Source organism: Pseudomonas sp. LF020 (assembly GCF_053456425.1).
In genome coordinates this window covers 364,734-380,390 of record NZ_JBRFIX010000005.1, presented here as the reverse complement: position 1 = coordinate 380,390, position 15,657 = coordinate 364,734, and the positions used below count along the sequence as shown (strand labels likewise).

Below are 15,657 nucleotides of genomic sequence, written 5' to 3'. Positions count from 1 at the left end.
CCTGCAGGAGCTGTCGAGTGCAACGAGGCTGCGATCTTTTGCCAACAACACCGTAATTGCAGATTCCCTAACAAATTCAAGATTGGAGACAGCAATGGCCGAAGCAAAAGTACTCAGTGGCGCCGGGCTCCGGGGCCAGGTTGCCGGGCAAACCGCACTGTCCACCGTGGGCCAGGCCGGTGCCGGGCTGACCTATCGCGGTTACGACGTGCGTGAACTGGCAGCCGACGCGCAGTTCGAAGAAGTGGCATACCTGCTGCTGTACGGCGAACTGCCGACCCAGGCGCAACTCGATGCCTACCAGCAAAAGCTGAGCAAGCTGCGCGACCTGCCGCAAGCACTGAAAGAAGTGCTCGAACGCATCCCCGCCGACGCCCATCCGATGGACGTGATGCGCACCGGCTGCTCGTTCCTCGGCAACCTCGAGCCGGAGAAAGACTTCTCCGAACAGCGCGACAAGACCGACCGCCTGCTCGCCGCGTTCCCGGCGATCATGTGCTACTGGTATCGCTTCAGCCACGACGGCAAGCGCATCAACTGCGTCAGCGACGAGCCGACCATCGGCGGTCACTTCCTGCACCTGCTGCACGACAAGAAGCCGAGCGAACTGCACGTCAAAGTGATGAACGTGTCGCTGATCCTTTACGCCGAGCACGAATTCAACGCCTCGACCTTTACCGCTCGCGTTTGCGCGTCGACCCTGTCCGACCTGTATTCCTGCGTCACTGCGGCCATCGGTTCGTTGCGGGGCCCGCTGCACGGCGGTGCCAACGAGGCGGCGATGGAAATGATCGAGCGCTTCTCGTCGCCGGAAGAGGCGATCAAAGGCACCCTCGGCATGCTCGAGCGCAAGGACAAGATCATGGGCTTCGGCCACGCGATCTATAAGGACAGCGATCCGCGTAACGAGGTGATCAAGGGCTGGTCGAAAAAACTTGCCGACGAAGTCGGTGACAAGGTGTTGTTCCCGGTTTCCGAAGCCATCGACAAGACCATGTGGGAGCAGAAAAAACTGTTCCCCAACGCCGACTTCTATCATGCCTCGGCGTATCACTTCATGGGCATCCCGACCAAGCTGTTCACGCCGATCTTCGTCTGCTCGCGCCTGACCGGCTGGGCCGCGCACGTGTTCGAACAGCGCGCCAACAACCGCATCATCCGTCCAAGCGCCGAGTACATCGGCGTCGAACAGCGCAAGTTCGTGCCAATCGAACGTCGCTGAATGGGGAGGGCCGAACACGGATCTTGAACTGCAACGAAATCCCTGTGGGAGCTGGCTTGCCAGCGATAGCGTTAGGTCAGTCAGCATCTATGTCGGATGTTACTCCGTCATCGCTGGCAAGCCAGCTCCCACAGGGTTCAGTGTGAATTTCAGGGTTGATGTCCGGCCCCTCCCTTTGAAACTACCGTGACCCGAGTCCTGACCCGATGAACACAGAATTCCGCAAAAACCTGCCCGGCAGTTCCCTGGATTATTTCGACGTCCGTGCGGCGGTCGAGGCGATTCAGCCCGGCAGCTACGACACCCTGCCGTACACCTCCCGCGTACTGGCGGAAAACCTCGTGCGTCGCTGCGACCCGGCCACGCTTACCGATTCGCTGAAACAACTGATCGAGCGCAAACGTGACCTCGACTTCCCATGGTTCCCGGCGCGTGTGGTGTGCCACGACATTCTTGGCCAGACCGCACTGGTCGACCTCGCCGGCCTGCGTGACGCGATCGCCCTGCAGGGCGGTGACCCGGCGCAAGTCAACCCGGTGGTGCCGACGCAACTGATCGTCGACCACTCGCTGGCGGTGGAGGCGGGCGGTTTCGACAAGCAGGCGTTCGAGAAGAATCGTGCCATCGAAGACCGGCGCAACGAAGACCGTTTCCACTTCATCAACTGGACCAAAAAGGCCTTCAAGAACGTCGACGTGATTCCGCCGGGCAACGGCATCATGCACCAGATCAACCTGGAGAAAATGTCCCCGGTGATCCAGGTGCGCGACGGCGTGGCATTCCCTGATACTTGCGTCGGCACCGACAGCCACACCCCGCACGTCGATGCGTTGGGCGTGATCGCCATCGGTGTCGGTGGGCTTGAAGCCGAGAGCGTGATGCTCGGTCGCGCCTCGTGGATGCGCCTGCCGGAAAGCGTCGGCGTCGAACTGACGGGCAAGCTGCAGCCGGGCATCACCGCCACCGACATGGTGCTGGCGCTGACCGAATACCTGCGCAAACAGAAAGTCGTCGGTGCCTGGCTGGAGTTCTTCGGCGAAGGCGCGTCCGCGCTGACCCTCGGTGACCGCGCGACCATCTCCAACATGGCCCCGGAATACGGCGCCACCGCGGCGATGTTCTACATCGACCAGCAGACCATCGACTACTTGAAACTCACCGGTCGCGAAGACCAGCAAGTGCAGCTCGTCGAGCAGTACGCCAAACTCAACGGCCTGTGGGCCGACAGCCTGAAAGGCGCGCAATACGAGCGCGGCCTGACGTTCGACCTGTCGTCTGTGGTGCGCAACATGGCCGGCCCGAGCAACCCGCATGCACGCGTGGCGGTGGCGGATCTGGCGGCCAAAGGCATCTCCGGGCAGTGGGATGACGTGCCGGGGCAAATGCCTGACGGCGCGGTGATCATCGCGGCCATCACCAGCTGCACCAACACCAGCAACCCGCGCAACGTGATCGCCGCCGGTCTGCTGGCGCGCAACGCCAACAAGCTCGGCCTGACCCGCAAGCCGTGGGTCAAATCCTCGCTGGCACCGGGTTCGAAAACCGTGGCGCTGTACCTCGATGAAGCGGGGCTGACCACGGAGCTGGAGCAACTCGGTTTCGGCGTCGTCGCGTTTGCCTGCACCACTTGCAACGGCATGTCCGGCGCCCTCGATCCGGTGATCCAGCAAGAGATCATCGACCGCGATCTGTATGCGACGGCCGTGCTCTCCGGCAACCGTAACTTCGACGGCCGCATTCACCCGTACGCCAAACAGGCGTTCCTCGCGTCGCCGCCGCTGGTGGTCGCGTACGCCATCGCCGGGACCATCCGTTTCGACATCGAGAAGGATGTGCTGGGCGTGGTCGACGGCAAGGAAATCCGCCTGAAAGACATCTGGCCGAGCGACGAAGAAATCGACGCCGTGGTGAAGTCGTCGGTCAAGCCGGAGCAGTTCCGTCAGGTCTACATTCCGATGTTCGCCATCCACGAAGACACCGGCCCGAAAGTCACGCCGCTGTACGACTGGCGCGAGATGAGCACCTACATTCGGCGTCCGCCGTACTGGGAAGGTGCACTGGCCGGTGCGCGGCCGCTGAAGGGCATGCGCCCGCTGGCGGTGCTGCCGGACAACATCACCACCGATCACCTGTCACCCTCCAACGCGATCATGCTCGACAGCGCCGCCGGCGAATACCTGGCGAAAATGGGCCTGCCGGAAGAGGACTTCAACTCCTACGCCACGCACCGGGGCGACCACTTGACCGCCCAGCGCGCGACCTTCGCCAACCCGAAACTGTTCAACGAAATGGTCGTGGAAAACGGCAAGGTCAAACAGGGGTCGCTGGCGCGGGTCGAGCCGGAAGGCAAAGTGATGCGCATGTGGGAGGCCATCGAAACCTACATGGAGCGCAAGCAGCCGCTGATCATCATCGCCGGTGCCGATTACGGTCAGGGTTCGTCCCGCGACTGGGCGGCCAAGGGCGTGCGTCTGGCGGGTGTGGAGGCGATCGTCGCCGAAGGTTTCGAGCGCATCCACCGCACCAACCTGGTGGGCATGGGCGTGTTGCCGCTGGAGTTCAAACCGGGCACCGACCGTCACACCCTGGCTATCGACGGCAGCGAAACCTACGACGTGATCGGCGCCCGCACCCCGCGTGCCGACCTGACGCTGGTGATCCACCGCAAGAACGGCGAGCGCGTTGACGTGCCGGTGACCTGCCGTCTGGATACCGCTGAAGAAGTGTCGATCTACGAGGCCGGCGGCGTGTTGCAGCGCTTCGCCCAGGACTTCCTCGAAGAGTCGGCGGTTGCCGTTTAAATCAACTGATGTGGGCAGGGGATTTTAGTCCCGTGCCCTCGGTAAGGAGCATCATGGCTCACGCACCACAGATCAAAATCCCCGCCACCTACATGCGTGGCGGCACCAGCAAAGGCGTGTTCTTCAGCCTCAAGGATTTGCCCGAAGCGGCGCAGATTCCCGGTCCGGCCCGCGATGCCTTGCTGTTGCGGGTGATCGGCAGCCCCGACCCGTACGACAAGCAGATCGACGGCATGGGCGGCGCCACCTCGAGCACCAGCAAAACAGTAATCCTGTCGAAAAGCATCAAGGCTGATCACGACGTCGATTACCTGTTCGGTCAGGTCTCCATCGACAAGCCGTTCGTCGACTGGAGCGGCAACTGCGGCAACCTCTCGGCGGCGGTCGGTTCGTTCGCCATCAGCAACGGTCTGGTGGATGCCAGCCGCATTCCACACAACGGTGTGGCGGTGGTGCGCGTGTGGCAGGCCAACATCGGCAAGACCATCATCGCCCATGTGCCGATCACCAACGGCGAAGTGCAGGAAACCGGTGATTTCGAACTCGACGGCGTGACCTTTCCGGCCGCCGAAGTGCAGGTCGAATTCATCGATCCGGCGGCGGAAGAAGAGGGCGGCGGCGGTTCGATGTTCCCCACCGGCAACCTGATCGATCAGCTTGAGGTGCCGGGTGTCGGCACGTTCCAGGCGACCATGATCAATGCCGGGATCCCGACAATTTTCGTCAACGCCGCAGACATCGGCTACACCGGCACCGAACTGCAAAGCGCGATCAACAGCGACCCGCAAGCCCTGCAGATGTTCGAAACCATCCGCGCCTACGGTGCGTTGCGCATGGGCCTGATTTCCAGTCTGGACGAAGCGGCCAAGCGACAGCACACGCCGAAAGTCGCGTTTGTCGCCAGGCCTGCGGATTACGTGGCGTCCAGCGGCAAGGCGATTGCCGCCGCTGATGTCGATCTGCTGGTGCGCGCATTATCGATGGGCAAATTGCACCACGCGATGATGGGCACGGCGGCGGTGGCAATCGGCACGGCGGCAGCGATTTCCGGGACTCTGGTGAATCTCGCGGCAGGCGGTGTCGAGCGCAACGCCGTGCGCTTCGGCCATCCGTCCGGCACCTTGCGCGTCGGTGCCGAGGCCAGCCTGGAGAACGGTGAGTGGGTGGTGAAAAAAGCCATCATGAGTCGCAGTGCGCGCGTCCTCATGGAAGGTTTCGTCCGTATCCCTGGCGACTCTTTCTGATCCAGTATCGATGCCCTCACCCCAGCCCTCTCCCGGAGGGAGAGGGAGCAGACCGAGTTGTAATTGGATGTCCTGCGACCTGAAGCATCTTGGCGATTATGGATTCACGGAAGAGCTTTCAGGTCGACGTATGTGTTGAATATCACCCGGTCGGTTCCCTCTCCCTCCGGGAGAGGGCTAGGGTGAGGGAAACAATCCACTGACGAAACATCACAAAGCAGACACCACGATCTGCTCGAAACAAAAAACCAACCAGCCCCTGAGGAAGACCACCCCACTCATCATTCCCCACCAGGAGAACCGCAATGAGCGCCAACGTCGACCAGAACAACCGCCCCGACTACGACCGTGTCCTGCAGGACATCGCCGATTACGTCCTCACCTTCAATATCGAATCTGCCGAAGCCCTCGACACCGCCCGCAACTGCCTGATGGACACCTTGGGCTGTGGCCTGCTGGCGCTGCGTTTTCCCGAATGCACCAAACACCTCGGACCCATCGTCGAGGGCACCGTGGTGCCGTTCGGCGCACGGGTGCCGGGCACCTCCTATCGCCTCGACCCGGTGAAAGCCGCGTGGGACATCGGCTGCATCGTGCGCTGGCTCGACTACAACGACACCTGGCTCGCCGCCGAGTGGGGGCATCCGTCGGACAACCTCGGCGGGATTCTCGCGGTGGCTGATCACCTGTCGCAAAAACGCCTCGCCAACGCTGAGGCGCCGCTGACAATGCGCGAGGTGCTGGAAGCGATGATCATGGCCCACGAGATTCAAGGCGTGATCGCTCTGGAAAACTCGTTCAACCGCGTCGGCCTCGACCACGTTCTGCTGGTGAAAGTCGCTTCGACCGCCGTCACAGCCAAACTGATGGGCGCCAATCGCGAGCAACTGCTGTCGGCGTTGTCCCATGCCTTCGCCGATGGTCAGGCGCTGCGCACCTATCGCCATGCGCCGAACGCCGGATCGCGTAAATCCTGGGCGGCGGGGGATGCGACCAGCCGCGGCGTGCGTCTGGCCGACATTGCCCTGCGTGGCGAGATGGGTATTCCCGGGGTATTGACGGCCAGACAGTGGGGCTTCTACGACGTATCGTTCAGCCATACCAACAACGATCTGGCGCTCAAGCCGGAAGGCAAACGCACCTTCAGTTTCTCGCGGCCCTACGGCAGTTACGTGATGGAAAACGTGCTGTTCAAGATCAGCTTCCCCGCCGAATTCCATGCGCAAACGGCTTGCGAAGCAGCGGTGACCTTGCATCCGTTGGTGCGCAACCGCTTGCATGAGATCGATCGCATCGTCATCACCACCCATGAGTCGGCGATTCGCATCATTTCCAAGGTCGGGCCGCTGGCCAACGCCGCCGACCGCGATCACTGCCTCCAGTACATGACCGCCGTGCCGCTGGCGTTCGGCAATCTGCTGGCCGAACAATACGAGGACGACTTCCACGCCGCGCACCCGATCATCGATGTGCTGCGCGAGAAGATGGTCATCGTCGAAGACCCGCGTTTCACCCGCGAGTATCTGGAGGCCGACAAGCGCTCGATTGCCAACGCGGTGCAGGTGTTTTTCAAGGACGGTTCCAGCACCGAGAACGTCGTGGTCGAATACCCGATCGGCCACCGTCGCCGCCGCGCCGAGGGCATCCCGTTGCTGGAGGACAAGTTCAAGGCCAACCTGGCGACGCGTTTCACTGGCCAGCGCAGCAACCAGATCTTCACCCTGTGCAAGGATCAGCAAGCGCTCGAAGCCACGCCGGTCAATCGCTTCGTCGATCTGTTGGTGATTTAGACCAGTCATTCAGGCCGTTTCAAAACGCAGGATCACGCGCCGGTGGGTCCTGCTCTTCTTCTCGATCTTTTCGCAATACACCCGGCCGATTTCCCGGGTGTTGTGCACGTGGGTGCCGCCACAGGGCTGGATGTCGATGCCAGTGACCTCGACCATGCGCAAGTCACCCTGAATAGCCGGTGGCTTGACCGTCTTGCTGGCGGTTTTCTCCAGCAGCGTGGGGTATTCCGAGGCCGGCATCGACAGCACATTGACCGTGCACGCTTGCTCGATCAACGCGTTGAGGTCGCGGGTGATGCTGTCCTTGTCGAGGGTCATCTCCGGCAGATCGAAATCCAGTCGGCCCTTGTCGGCGCTGATGCTGCACCCGGTGACTGGCGCCTTGATCAGCGCACCGAGCAGATGCAGACAGGTGTGCATCTTCATGTGCTGATAGCGCCGCTCCCAGTCGAGGCCGGCGTTGACCAGTGCGCCGGTACACAACTGCGGCGGACACTCCTGCACCTGGTGCCAGATGATCGACGGCAGCAGGGGATCGCGCAGCGTTCCGGTGACCTCGATCCGCGTGCCATCCACCAGGCAGAAGTGCCCGGTGTCGCCGGGCTGCCCGCCGCCGGCGGGATAGAACAGCGTGTGCTCCAGCACCACGGCCTGATCGACCACCGCAATGACCCGGGCACCAAAGGCGCGCCGGTAGGGTTCGCTGTTGTACAGGCTGAGGGTTTCCATGGTGTGTACCGACATTTGAACCTCCGATGTTCAAAGTTGAGTGGTATGTGAGCCCTTGTGCTCACGTCGGGTCGTGGGCTTTCAGCGTTTGAGCGGTAGCTTGGTGATTGCGAAACCGGCGAGCAGGATCGCCGAGTACAGCATCAGTTCCCGCGAGATCGGCGTGCCTTCGTACCAGGCGCCGATGAGCAGGGCGAATACCGGGAAGATGATGAACACGAACGACAGCAGCACCGGGCTCAGGCGTTTGAGCAGGATGAAATACACGATAAAGCCGCCCACTGACGCCACCAGTCCGAGGTACAGCAGAGCGCCCCATGAGCGGGCGCTCACGTCGTGGAATACCGGCGCTTCCAGGTTCAAGCCGACAATAAATAACATCAGCCCGGCGATGCCGATCGGCAGGGTGTTGTAGGTGATCACGCTGATCGCGCTGCCGTGCTTTTTGGTCACCACGTAGCACAGCGCATGCAGGATCGCTGCGCACAGAATGGCCAATACGCCGAGCCATTCCGCCTGATCCAGATGCAGGCCCTGGCTGCGAATGATCATGAACAGGCTGGCAAAACCGATGGCGATACCGAGCATCTGCGTCGGGAGGATTTTCTCGCGCAGGAACAGCGCGGAAAACATCAGGATAAACACCGGCATGCAGCTGAACAGCAGCGCGGTCAGGCCTGAGGAAACGTGCATCTCGCCGTAGTTGAGCAGGTAGTACGGCAGACTGAAGTACGACAGCGTGACGAACACAAAAAACCAGCGGCTCTGGCGTGGGAACAGCAGTGGCTCCTTGCGCAGCACGGCGAAGCTCAGGAACAGCGGAAAGGCGATCAGAAAACGCAGACCCGCAGCAGTCAGTGGCGGCACGCTTTCCACGGCAATCCTGATCCCCAGCCACGTGGTGCCCCAGCTCAGGCAGACGATCAAAAATAACGTGCTGGTGAGCAATCCGGCGAGCCACGGCTTGCTGGCGTTCAACGGTGCGCTGATGGCAGTCGACATGCTGGTTGCTCCGCATTGACCTGGTGATTGAAAGGGGCTATCCCTGATTGCACCTGTTTTCAGCACGCTATTCGGGGCGACAATGACTGTCAAAGTAAGTATTGCCATGGTGTCAATCCTGCGCGACGGCCTCGCCAACGGTGTCGGCGTGAAGTACAAGCGTCTGGCAGATGCGGTGGAGCATGCGATTGCTGAAGGCGTGATCGCTGCCGGCGCGAAGCTGCCGCCTCACCGGTTGTTGGCCGATAGCCTGGGCGTGACCATCGGTACCATCAGTCGCGCGTATGGCGAGCTGGAGCGGGTTGGTCGGGTCGTGGCGCGAGTCGGCGATGGCACCTACGTGCGTGAACGCGGGATGGAGCGGCCGCAGGACAAGGGCTTTCGCAATGTCAGTGAGGAGCCGCGCGCCTGTTTCGACATGAGCCGCAATCAGCCGATACCCGGGCAGGAAGCGCTGTTCATGAGCCAGACATTGCACAGCCTCGGCAGCGATCCGCACGGCTTGCAACAGTTGACCGGCTACACCGTCGAAAGCGGTTTGCTGCGGCATCGGCAGGCGGGCGCGCGCTGGTTGAGCCATGGCGCGTTTCAGCCGCCGGCCGATCAGGTGTTGTGCGTCAACGGCGGCCAGCATGGCTTGCTGTGCGCCTTGATGGGCCTGCTCAAGGCCGGCGACACGCTGGTCACCGAGCATCTGACTTACCCGGGATTGATCAGCGTCGCGCGCCAGTTGGGGATCAAACTCATCGGGGTCGCGATGGATGATGAAGGGCTGCTGCCGGCGGCATTGGAAGAGGTCTGTCGGCAGCATCGCGTCTCGGCGTTGTACTGCACACCGACGATTCAGAACCCGACCGCCGCAGTCATGTCGGTGCCCCGGCGTGAGGCGATTGCCGAGATCTGTCGTCAACACAATCTGCTGATTTTCGAAGACGACGCGCATGCGGTGCTGGCCCGCGAGCGGCCATTGCCGCTGAGCCATTTCGCCGCCGAGCGCGCGGTGTTGATCGGCAGTTTGAGCAAGGCGGTTTCAGCCGGCCTGCGGGTCGGTTATCTGCATGCACCGCAGGCGCTGATCGGGCGTCTGAGCGCGGCGATTCGCGGCACCTGCTGGATGGCCAATCCGTTGGCGATGGAGCTGGCGAGCCGCTGGATCGACAACGGCATGGCCGAACGTTTGCTGGACGAGCAGATCACCGAGATCGGCCGGCGCAAGGCGCTGGTCGCGCCGGTGTTGGCGGGGCTGAATTACAAGGCGGACGCGCACAGTCCGCACTTCTGGATCGAGGTGCCACAGTTGTGGCGGGCCTCGCAGATCGCTGCGGAGCTGAAGGAAAACAATTATCTGGTGGCCACCGCCGAGGCCTTTGCGATCGGGCATGCGGCGGTGCCGCAGTTCATTCGGGCGAGTGTGTGCAACGCGGTGGGGGATGATCGGTTGTTGCTGTCCGGGTTCGAGGCCCTGGCAAACGCCCTGATACAACATCATCCCCTGTAGGAGCTGCCGCAGGCTGCGATCTTTTGATTTTGATCGTTAACAGCAAGAGCAAAAGATCGCTGCCTGCGGCAGCTCCTACAGTGGATGAGTTTTGTTATTTGAAACGCCGCTCCACACCTTTTTCCACCAGAATCTTCGCGGAAATCTCTTCCACCGAAAAATGCGTGGAGTTGATGTGCGGGATGTTCTCGCGGCGGAACAGGTTTTCCACTTCGCGCACTTCGAATTCGCACTGGGCATAGCTCGAATAACGGCTGTTGGGTTTGCGCTCGTTGCGGATCGCGGTGAGGCGGTCGGGGTCGATGGTCAGGCCGAACAGCTTGTGCTGATGGGCGCGCAGGGCGGTCGGCAGGGTCAGGCGCTCCATGTCGTCTTCGGTCAGCGGGTAGTTGGCCGCACGGATGCCGAACTGCATCGCCATGTACAGACACGTCGGCGTCTTACCACAACGCGACACGCCGACTAGTATCAGGTCGGCCTTGTCGTAATAGTGGGTGCGCGCGCCGTCATCGTTGTCGAGGGCGAAGTTCACCGCCTCGATGCGCTCCATGTAATTGGAGTTGTGCCCGATCGAGTGGGACTTGCCGACGGTGTAGGAAGAATGTTCGGTCAGTTCCTGTTCGAGCGGGGCGAGGAAGGTCGAGAAAATGTCGATCATGAAACCATTGGACGTTGCGAGAATCTCACGGATGTCCTGATTGACGATGGTGTCGAAGATGATCGGACGGAAGCCGTCGGTTTCGGCGGCTTTGTTGATTTGTTGTACCATGGCCCGCGCTTTGTCCGCGTTGTCGATATACGGCCGCGTGAGCTTGGTGAAGGTAATGTTTTCGAACTGCGCCAGAAGGCTTTGACCCAGGGTTTCGGCGGTAATGCCGGTGCCATCGGAGATAAAGAAAGCAGATCGTTTCATTTGCACCTTGGGCCTTAAGCTAAAGAGTATTTCTGGATATGATAGGCGCGATTTGCCGGCCGCCATTGGCCCGCATTCTCACTTATTTTCCAGGTCCAGGCCATACAGCCGGCCAACGCTCCCCCGAGCAGCCGGTTTCTGAGCTTTTCCAACACAGTTAGTGGAGAGATCACCTTGGTAGAGTACGTAGTTTCCCTCGATAAGCTCGGCAAACACGATGTTGAGCATGTGGGGGGCAAGAACGCATCCCTGGGCGAGATGATCAGCAACCTGGCGGGTGCCGGTGTGTCGGTCCCCGGCGGCTTTGCCACCACCGCGCAGGCCTATCGCGACTTTCTCGAACTGAGCGGCCTCAACGACCAGATCCACAAGGCTCTCGACGCCCTGGACGTCGATGACGTCAACGCGCTGGCCAAGACCGGTGCGCAGATCCGTCAATGGATCATGGACGCCGAATTCCCTGAAAAACTCAATACCGAGATCCGCACCGCGTTCGCCGCGCTGTCGGCCGGTAACCCTGACGTGGCCGTGGCCGTGCGTTCTTCCGCCACCGCCGAAGACTTGCCGGACGCATCGTTCGCCGGTCAGCAGGAAACCTTCCTGAACATCCGTGGCGTGGAAAACGTTATCCGCGCCGCCAAAGAGGTGTTCGCTTCGCTGTTCAACGACCGTGCAATTTCCTACCGCGTGCACCAGGGCTTCGACCACAAACTGGTCGCCCTGTCGGCTGGCGTGCAGCGCATGGTGCGTTCGGAAACCGGTACCGCCGGTGTGATGTTCACCCTCGATACCGAGTCCGGTTTCCGTGACGTGGTGTTCATCACCGGCGCTTACGGCCTGGGCGAAACCGTCGTACAAGGCGCGGTCAACCCCGACGAATTCTATGTACACAAAGGCACCCTGGACGCCGGTCGTCCGGCGATCCTGCGCCGCAACCTCGGCAGCAAAGCGATCAAGATGATCTACGGCGACGAGGCCAAGGCCGGTCGTTCGGTGAAGACTGTCGACGTCGACAAGGCCGAACGCGCGCGTTTCTGCCTGACCGACGCCGAGGTCAGCGAGCTGGCCAAGCAGGCGATGATCATCGAGAAGCACTACGGCTGCCCGATGGACATCGAGTGGGCCAAGGACGGAGACGACGGCAAGCTGTACATCGTGCAGGCCCGTCCGGAAACCGTGAAGAGCCGCACCCAGGCCAACGTCATGGAACGTTACCTGCTGAAAGAAACCGGCACCGTGCTGGTGGAAGGTCGTGCCATCGGCCAGCGCATCGGCGCCGGTAAAGTGCGGATCATCAAGGACGTCTCGGAAATGGACAAAGTCCAGGCCGGCGACGTGCTGGTTTCCGACATGACCGACCCGGACTGGGAACCGGTGATGAAACGCGCCAGCGCCATCGTCACCAACCGTGGCGGGCGTACCTGCCACGCGGCGATCATCGCCCGTGAACTGGGGATTCCAGCGGTCGTGGGTTGCGGCAACGCCACCCAACTGCTGAAGGATGGCCAGGGCGTGACCGTGTCCTGCGCCGAAGGCGACACCGGTTACATCTTCGAAGGCGAGCTGGGCTTCGACGTCAAGAAGAACTCCGTGGACGCCATGCCGGAGCTGCCGTTCAAGATCATGATGAACGTCGGCAATCCGGACCGCGCATTCGACTTCGCCCAGCTGCCGAACGCCGGTGTCGGCCTGGCCCGTCTGGAATTCATCATCAACCGCATGATCGGCGTCCACCCGAAAGCGCTGCTGAACTACGACGGCCTGCCGCAGGAAATCAAGGACAGCGTCGACAAGCGCATCGCCGGTTACAACGATCCGGTCGGCTTCTACGTCGAAAAACTGGTGGAAGGCATCAGCACCCTCGCGGCAGCGTTCTGGCCGAAGAAGGTCATCGTGCGTCTGTCGGACTTCAAGTCCAACGAATACGCCAACCTGATCGGCGGCAAGCTGTACGAGCCGGAAGAAGAAAACCCGATGCTCGGCTTCCGTGGCGCTTCGCGTTACATCAGCGAATCGTTCCGTGACTGCTTCGAGCTCGAATGCCGCGCGCTGAAACGCGTGCGCAACGAGATGGGCCTGACCAACGTCGAAATCATGGTGCCGTTCGTCCGTACCCTCGGCGAAGCCAGTCAGGTGGTCGATCTGCTCGCCGAAAACGGCCTGGCCCGTGGTGACAACGGCTTGCGCGTGATCATGATGTGCGAACTGCCATCCAACGCGATTCTCGCCGAAGAATTCCTCGAATTCTTCGACGGTTTCTCGATCGGTTCCAACGACCTGACCCAGTTGACCTTGGGCCTGGACCGTGACTCCGGGATCATCGCGCACCTGTTCGACGAGCGTAATCCGGCGGTGAAGAAGCTGCTGGCCAACGCGATTGCCGCGTGCAACAAGGCCGGCAAGTACATCGGCATCTGCGGTCAGGGCCCTTCGGACCATCCGGATCTGGCCAAGTGGCTGATGGAGCAGGGCATCGAAAGCGTGTCGCTGAACCCGGACTCCGTGCTGGAAACCTGGTTCTTCCTCGCGGAAGGTCAGGCGCAGGCTTGATCCATATGTGAACGGCCATCCTCCCCTGTGGGAGCGGGCTTGCTCGCGAAGACGGAATAAGATCCGCCACAAATGTTGGCTGATACACCGCTTTCGCGAGCAAGCCCGCTCCCACAAAGGTCGGGGGCTTTGAGATTGAAGTAGGGCGGGCTCCTGTAGATGCCGCCCTTTTTTGTGCAAGAGCATTATGCAAAGCAGCAGCAACCTGTTTCCTGTCGCCCTGATCAGTGCCGAACGTCGCGGTGATCTGAGCGAAGACGTTTATCGATTGAAACCGGGCAACAGCCCGGACTGGTCCGTGGAGATCGCCGTCACCCGTTTGGGCATGGCCGATGACACGGCACCTCGCGGTGTGCCGGTGATTTTGCTGCACGGCAGCTTTTCCAACCGGCGCTTCTGGTTTTCCCCCAAAGGCCTGGGACTGGGCGCGTACCTGACGCGTCTGGGCTTCGACGTGTGGATCCCGGAGATGCGCGGACACGGCCTGTCGCAGCGCAATGAGGACTACCGGCGCAACCGCGTGGCCGACTACGCCCGTTACGATCTGCCGGCGATTGCTGCATTCGTCCGCGAGCAGAGTGGGCAGGTGCCGCACTGGATCGGTCATTCGCTGGGTGGCATCACGTTGGCGGCGGCGCTGGGTGGCGAATACCTTGGCGAGCCGGCGGTGGCTTCTGCGGCGTTTTTCGGCACGCAAGTCAGCCGCACGTACTGGCCGCTGAAGATTCCACCGGTGGAGTGGAGCGGGCGCTTCATTCTCAAGCGATTCGCGCAGTTGTCTGGCTCCCGCCTCAAGCGCGGCCCGGAAGACGAGCCGATCGGTCTGGCGCTGGAAAGCATGCGCTGGTACGGCTTGTTCGGGCGGTTTGGCGACAAGGACAAGGATTGGTGGGCAGGGCTTGCCGAGGTTCAGGTGCCGGTCCTGGCCGTAACGGCAGCGGGCGATCATCAGGATCCGGCGTGGGCCTGTCGCAAGCTGTTCGAGCAGATCGGCTCCGAGCACAAACAGTTCGTCAATCTGGGGCGCGAGCAGGGCTTCAGCGACAACTTCGGGCATGTCGAGATGCTGGTGAGCAAAGCGGCGCAGGCCGAAGTCTGGCCGTTGGTGGCACGCTGGCTGAGCGATCAGCAGACGCCGTTGCTCGGCGATAAACCCGATCTGGCCGCTGCGGTCTGAGCTCGGGGCTCTGAAAAGGGCATTTCGTTCAGGTCGGCTTGCGGCTAAGATATGACGCATTGTGCGGTTCTGGTCATATTTAGTGGCTGTTTAGCTATTACGTTTCAGCGTTTGTTCAGGTTCGTTCAGCGACCATTGCATGAACTAAGGTAAACAGCGACCGCCGGGACTCGTTTCAAAAGAGTGCGACATCCTTGATCGTCTTCCTTGTTACAGGAGTTTTTCGATGAACCATTACCTCACGCCTGACCTGTGCGACGCCTATCCGGAGCTGGTGCAGGTGCTGGAACCGATGTTCAGCAATTTTGGCGGCCGTGATTCCTTCGGCGGCGAAATCGTGACCATCAAATGTTTCGAAGACAACTCGCTGGTCAAGGAACAGGTTGAGCTCAAAGGCAACGGCAAGGTGCTGGTGGTCGATGGCGGCGGTTCGCTGCGTCGCGCGCTGCTTGGCGACATGCTGGCCGAAAAAGCCGCGAAAAACGGCTGGGAAGGGATGGTCATCTACGGTTGCATCCGTGATGTCGACGTTATTGCCCAGACCGATCTCGGCGTCCAGGCGTTGGCCAGCCATCCGATGAAGACCGAAAAACGCGGCATCGGCGACCTCAACGTAGCGGTGACTTTCGCCGGCGTGACGTTCCACCCGGGTCAATACATCTATGCGGACAACAACGGCGTGATCGTTTCGCCAAGTCCGCTGCAGATGCCTGAATAAGCTTTCGACAAAG

The 15,657-nt window shown here is 61.3% G+C and carries 11 protein-coding genes; 8 read left to right on the top strand and 3 right to left on the bottom strand.

All coding sequences use genetic code 11. The features are described 5' to 3' along the window. The first annotated feature begins 94 nt into the window (after positions 1–94). The 4 genes from prpC (at position 95) to prpD (ending at position 7,057) form a co-directional block, all read left to right on the top strand. Positions 95–1,222 carry a bifunctional 2-methylcitrate synthase/citrate synthase gene (prpC, locus tag ACU680_RS14720; RefSeq protein ID WP_003223270.1) on the top strand — a complete coding sequence of 376 codons (1,128 nt, stop codon included), beginning with the start codon at positions 95–97 and terminating at the stop codon, positions 1,220–1,222. Positions 1,223–1,428: 206 nt separating this feature from the next. Next, a complete protein-coding gene (gene acnD / locus ACU680_RS14715; RefSeq protein WP_448179822.1) occupies positions 1,429–4,023 on the top strand; it encodes a Fe/S-dependent 2-methylisocitrate dehydratase AcnD in 2,595 nt (864 codons plus the stop codon). A gap of 53 nt (positions 4,024–4,076) precedes the next feature. Next, the gene (gene prpF, locus ACU680_RS14710; RefSeq protein WP_448179821.1) at positions 4,077–5,267 is read left to right on the top strand and encodes a 2-methylaconitate cis-trans isomerase PrpF; all 1,191 of its coding nucleotides are present in this window, start codon (positions 4,077–4,079) and stop codon (positions 5,265–5,267) included. A gap of 305 nt (positions 5,268–5,572) precedes the next feature. Continuing rightward, positions 5,573–7,057, top strand: coding sequence for a 2-methylcitrate dehydratase (gene prpD / locus ACU680_RS14705; RefSeq protein ID WP_448179820.1), 1,485 nt, complete (start codon positions 5,573–5,575; stop codon positions 7,055–7,057). 9 nt (positions 7,058–7,066) lie between these two features. On the opposite strand, the gene ACU680_RS14700 is transcribed toward prpD, so the two are convergent. Continuing rightward, positions 7,067–7,801 (bottom strand): alanyl-tRNA editing protein, encoded by a 735-nt coding sequence (locus ACU680_RS14700; RefSeq protein WP_448179819.1) that lies wholly within the window; start codon positions 7,799–7,801, stop codon positions 7,067–7,069. 66 nt (positions 7,802–7,867) lie between these two features. Further along, positions 7,868–8,788, bottom strand: a complete 921-nt coding sequence (locus tag ACU680_RS14695) for a DMT family transporter (protein WP_448179818.1) — start codon at positions 8,786–8,788, stop codon at positions 7,868–7,870. Positions 8,789–8,870: 82 nt separating this feature from the next. On the opposite strand from ACU680_RS14695, the gene ACU680_RS14690 reads away from it, so the two are divergent. Continuing rightward, positions 8,871–10,286 carry an aminotransferase-like domain-containing protein gene (locus ACU680_RS14690; RefSeq protein WP_448179817.1) on the top strand — a complete coding sequence of 472 codons (1,416 nt, stop codon included), beginning with the start codon at positions 8,871–8,873 and terminating at the stop codon, positions 10,284–10,286. Between the two features lie 94 nt (positions 10,287–10,380). On the opposite strand, the gene ppsR is transcribed toward ACU680_RS14690, so the two are convergent. Then, positions 10,381–11,199, bottom strand: coding sequence for a posphoenolpyruvate synthetase regulatory kinase/phosphorylase PpsR (ppsR, locus tag ACU680_RS14685; protein WP_007960912.1), 819 nt, complete (start codon positions 11,197–11,199; stop codon positions 10,381–10,383). A gap of 174 nt (positions 11,200–11,373) precedes the next feature. Between ppsR and ppsA the strand changes: the two genes are divergently transcribed. From ppsA to rraA, 3 genes are all read left to right on the top strand, one after another. Further along, complete coding sequence (gene ppsA, locus ACU680_RS14680; RefSeq protein ID WP_007960913.1) at positions 11,374–13,749, top strand: phosphoenolpyruvate synthase; 2,376 nt, start codon at positions 11,374–11,376, stop codon at positions 13,747–13,749. Between the two features lie 187 nt (positions 13,750–13,936). Further along, complete coding sequence (locus ACU680_RS14675) at positions 13,937–14,926, top strand: alpha/beta fold hydrolase (RefSeq protein ID WP_041067663.1); 990 nt, start codon at positions 13,937–13,939, stop codon at positions 14,924–14,926. A 226-nt stretch (positions 14,927–15,152) separates the two neighbouring features. After that, positions 15,153–15,644, top strand: a complete 492-nt coding sequence (gene rraA, locus ACU680_RS14670; protein WP_448179816.1) for a ribonuclease E activity regulator RraA — start codon at positions 15,153–15,155, stop codon at positions 15,642–15,644. Positions 15,645–15,657: the final 13 nt, after the last annotated feature.

Coding starts and splice junctions, on each gene's coding strand:
- ACU680_RS14700 (WP_448179819.1), bottom strand. CDS start 7,801: ATGTCGGTACACACCATGGAAACCCTCAGCCTGTACAACAGCGAACCC.
- ACU680_RS14695 (WP_448179818.1), bottom strand. CDS start 8,788: ATGTCGACTGCCATCAGCGCACCGTTGAACGCCAGCAAGCCGTGGCTC.
- ACU680_RS14690 (WP_448179817.1), top strand. CDS start 8,871: ATGACTGTCAAAGTAAGTATTGCCATGGTGTCAATCCTGCGCGACGGC.
- rraA (WP_448179816.1), top strand. CDS start 15,153: ATGAACCATTACCTCACGCCTGACCTGTGCGACGCCTATCCGGAGCTG.
- acnD (WP_448179822.1), top strand. CDS start 1,429: ATGAACACAGAATTCCGCAAAAACCTGCCCGGCAGTTCCCTGGATTAT.
- prpF (WP_448179821.1), top strand. CDS start 4,077: ATGGCTCACGCACCACAGATCAAAATCCCCGCCACCTACATGCGTGGC.
- ACU680_RS14675 (WP_041067663.1), top strand. CDS start 13,937: ATGCAAAGCAGCAGCAACCTGTTTCCTGTCGCCCTGATCAGTGCCGAA.
- prpD (WP_448179820.1), top strand. CDS start 5,573: ATGAGCGCCAACGTCGACCAGAACAACCGCCCCGACTACGACCGTGTC.
- ppsR (WP_007960912.1), bottom strand. CDS start 11,199: ATGAAACGATCTGCTTTCTTTATCTCCGATGGCACCGGCATTACCGCC.
- prpC (WP_003223270.1), top strand. CDS start 95: ATGGCCGAAGCAAAAGTACTCAGTGGCGCCGGGCTCCGGGGCCAGGTT.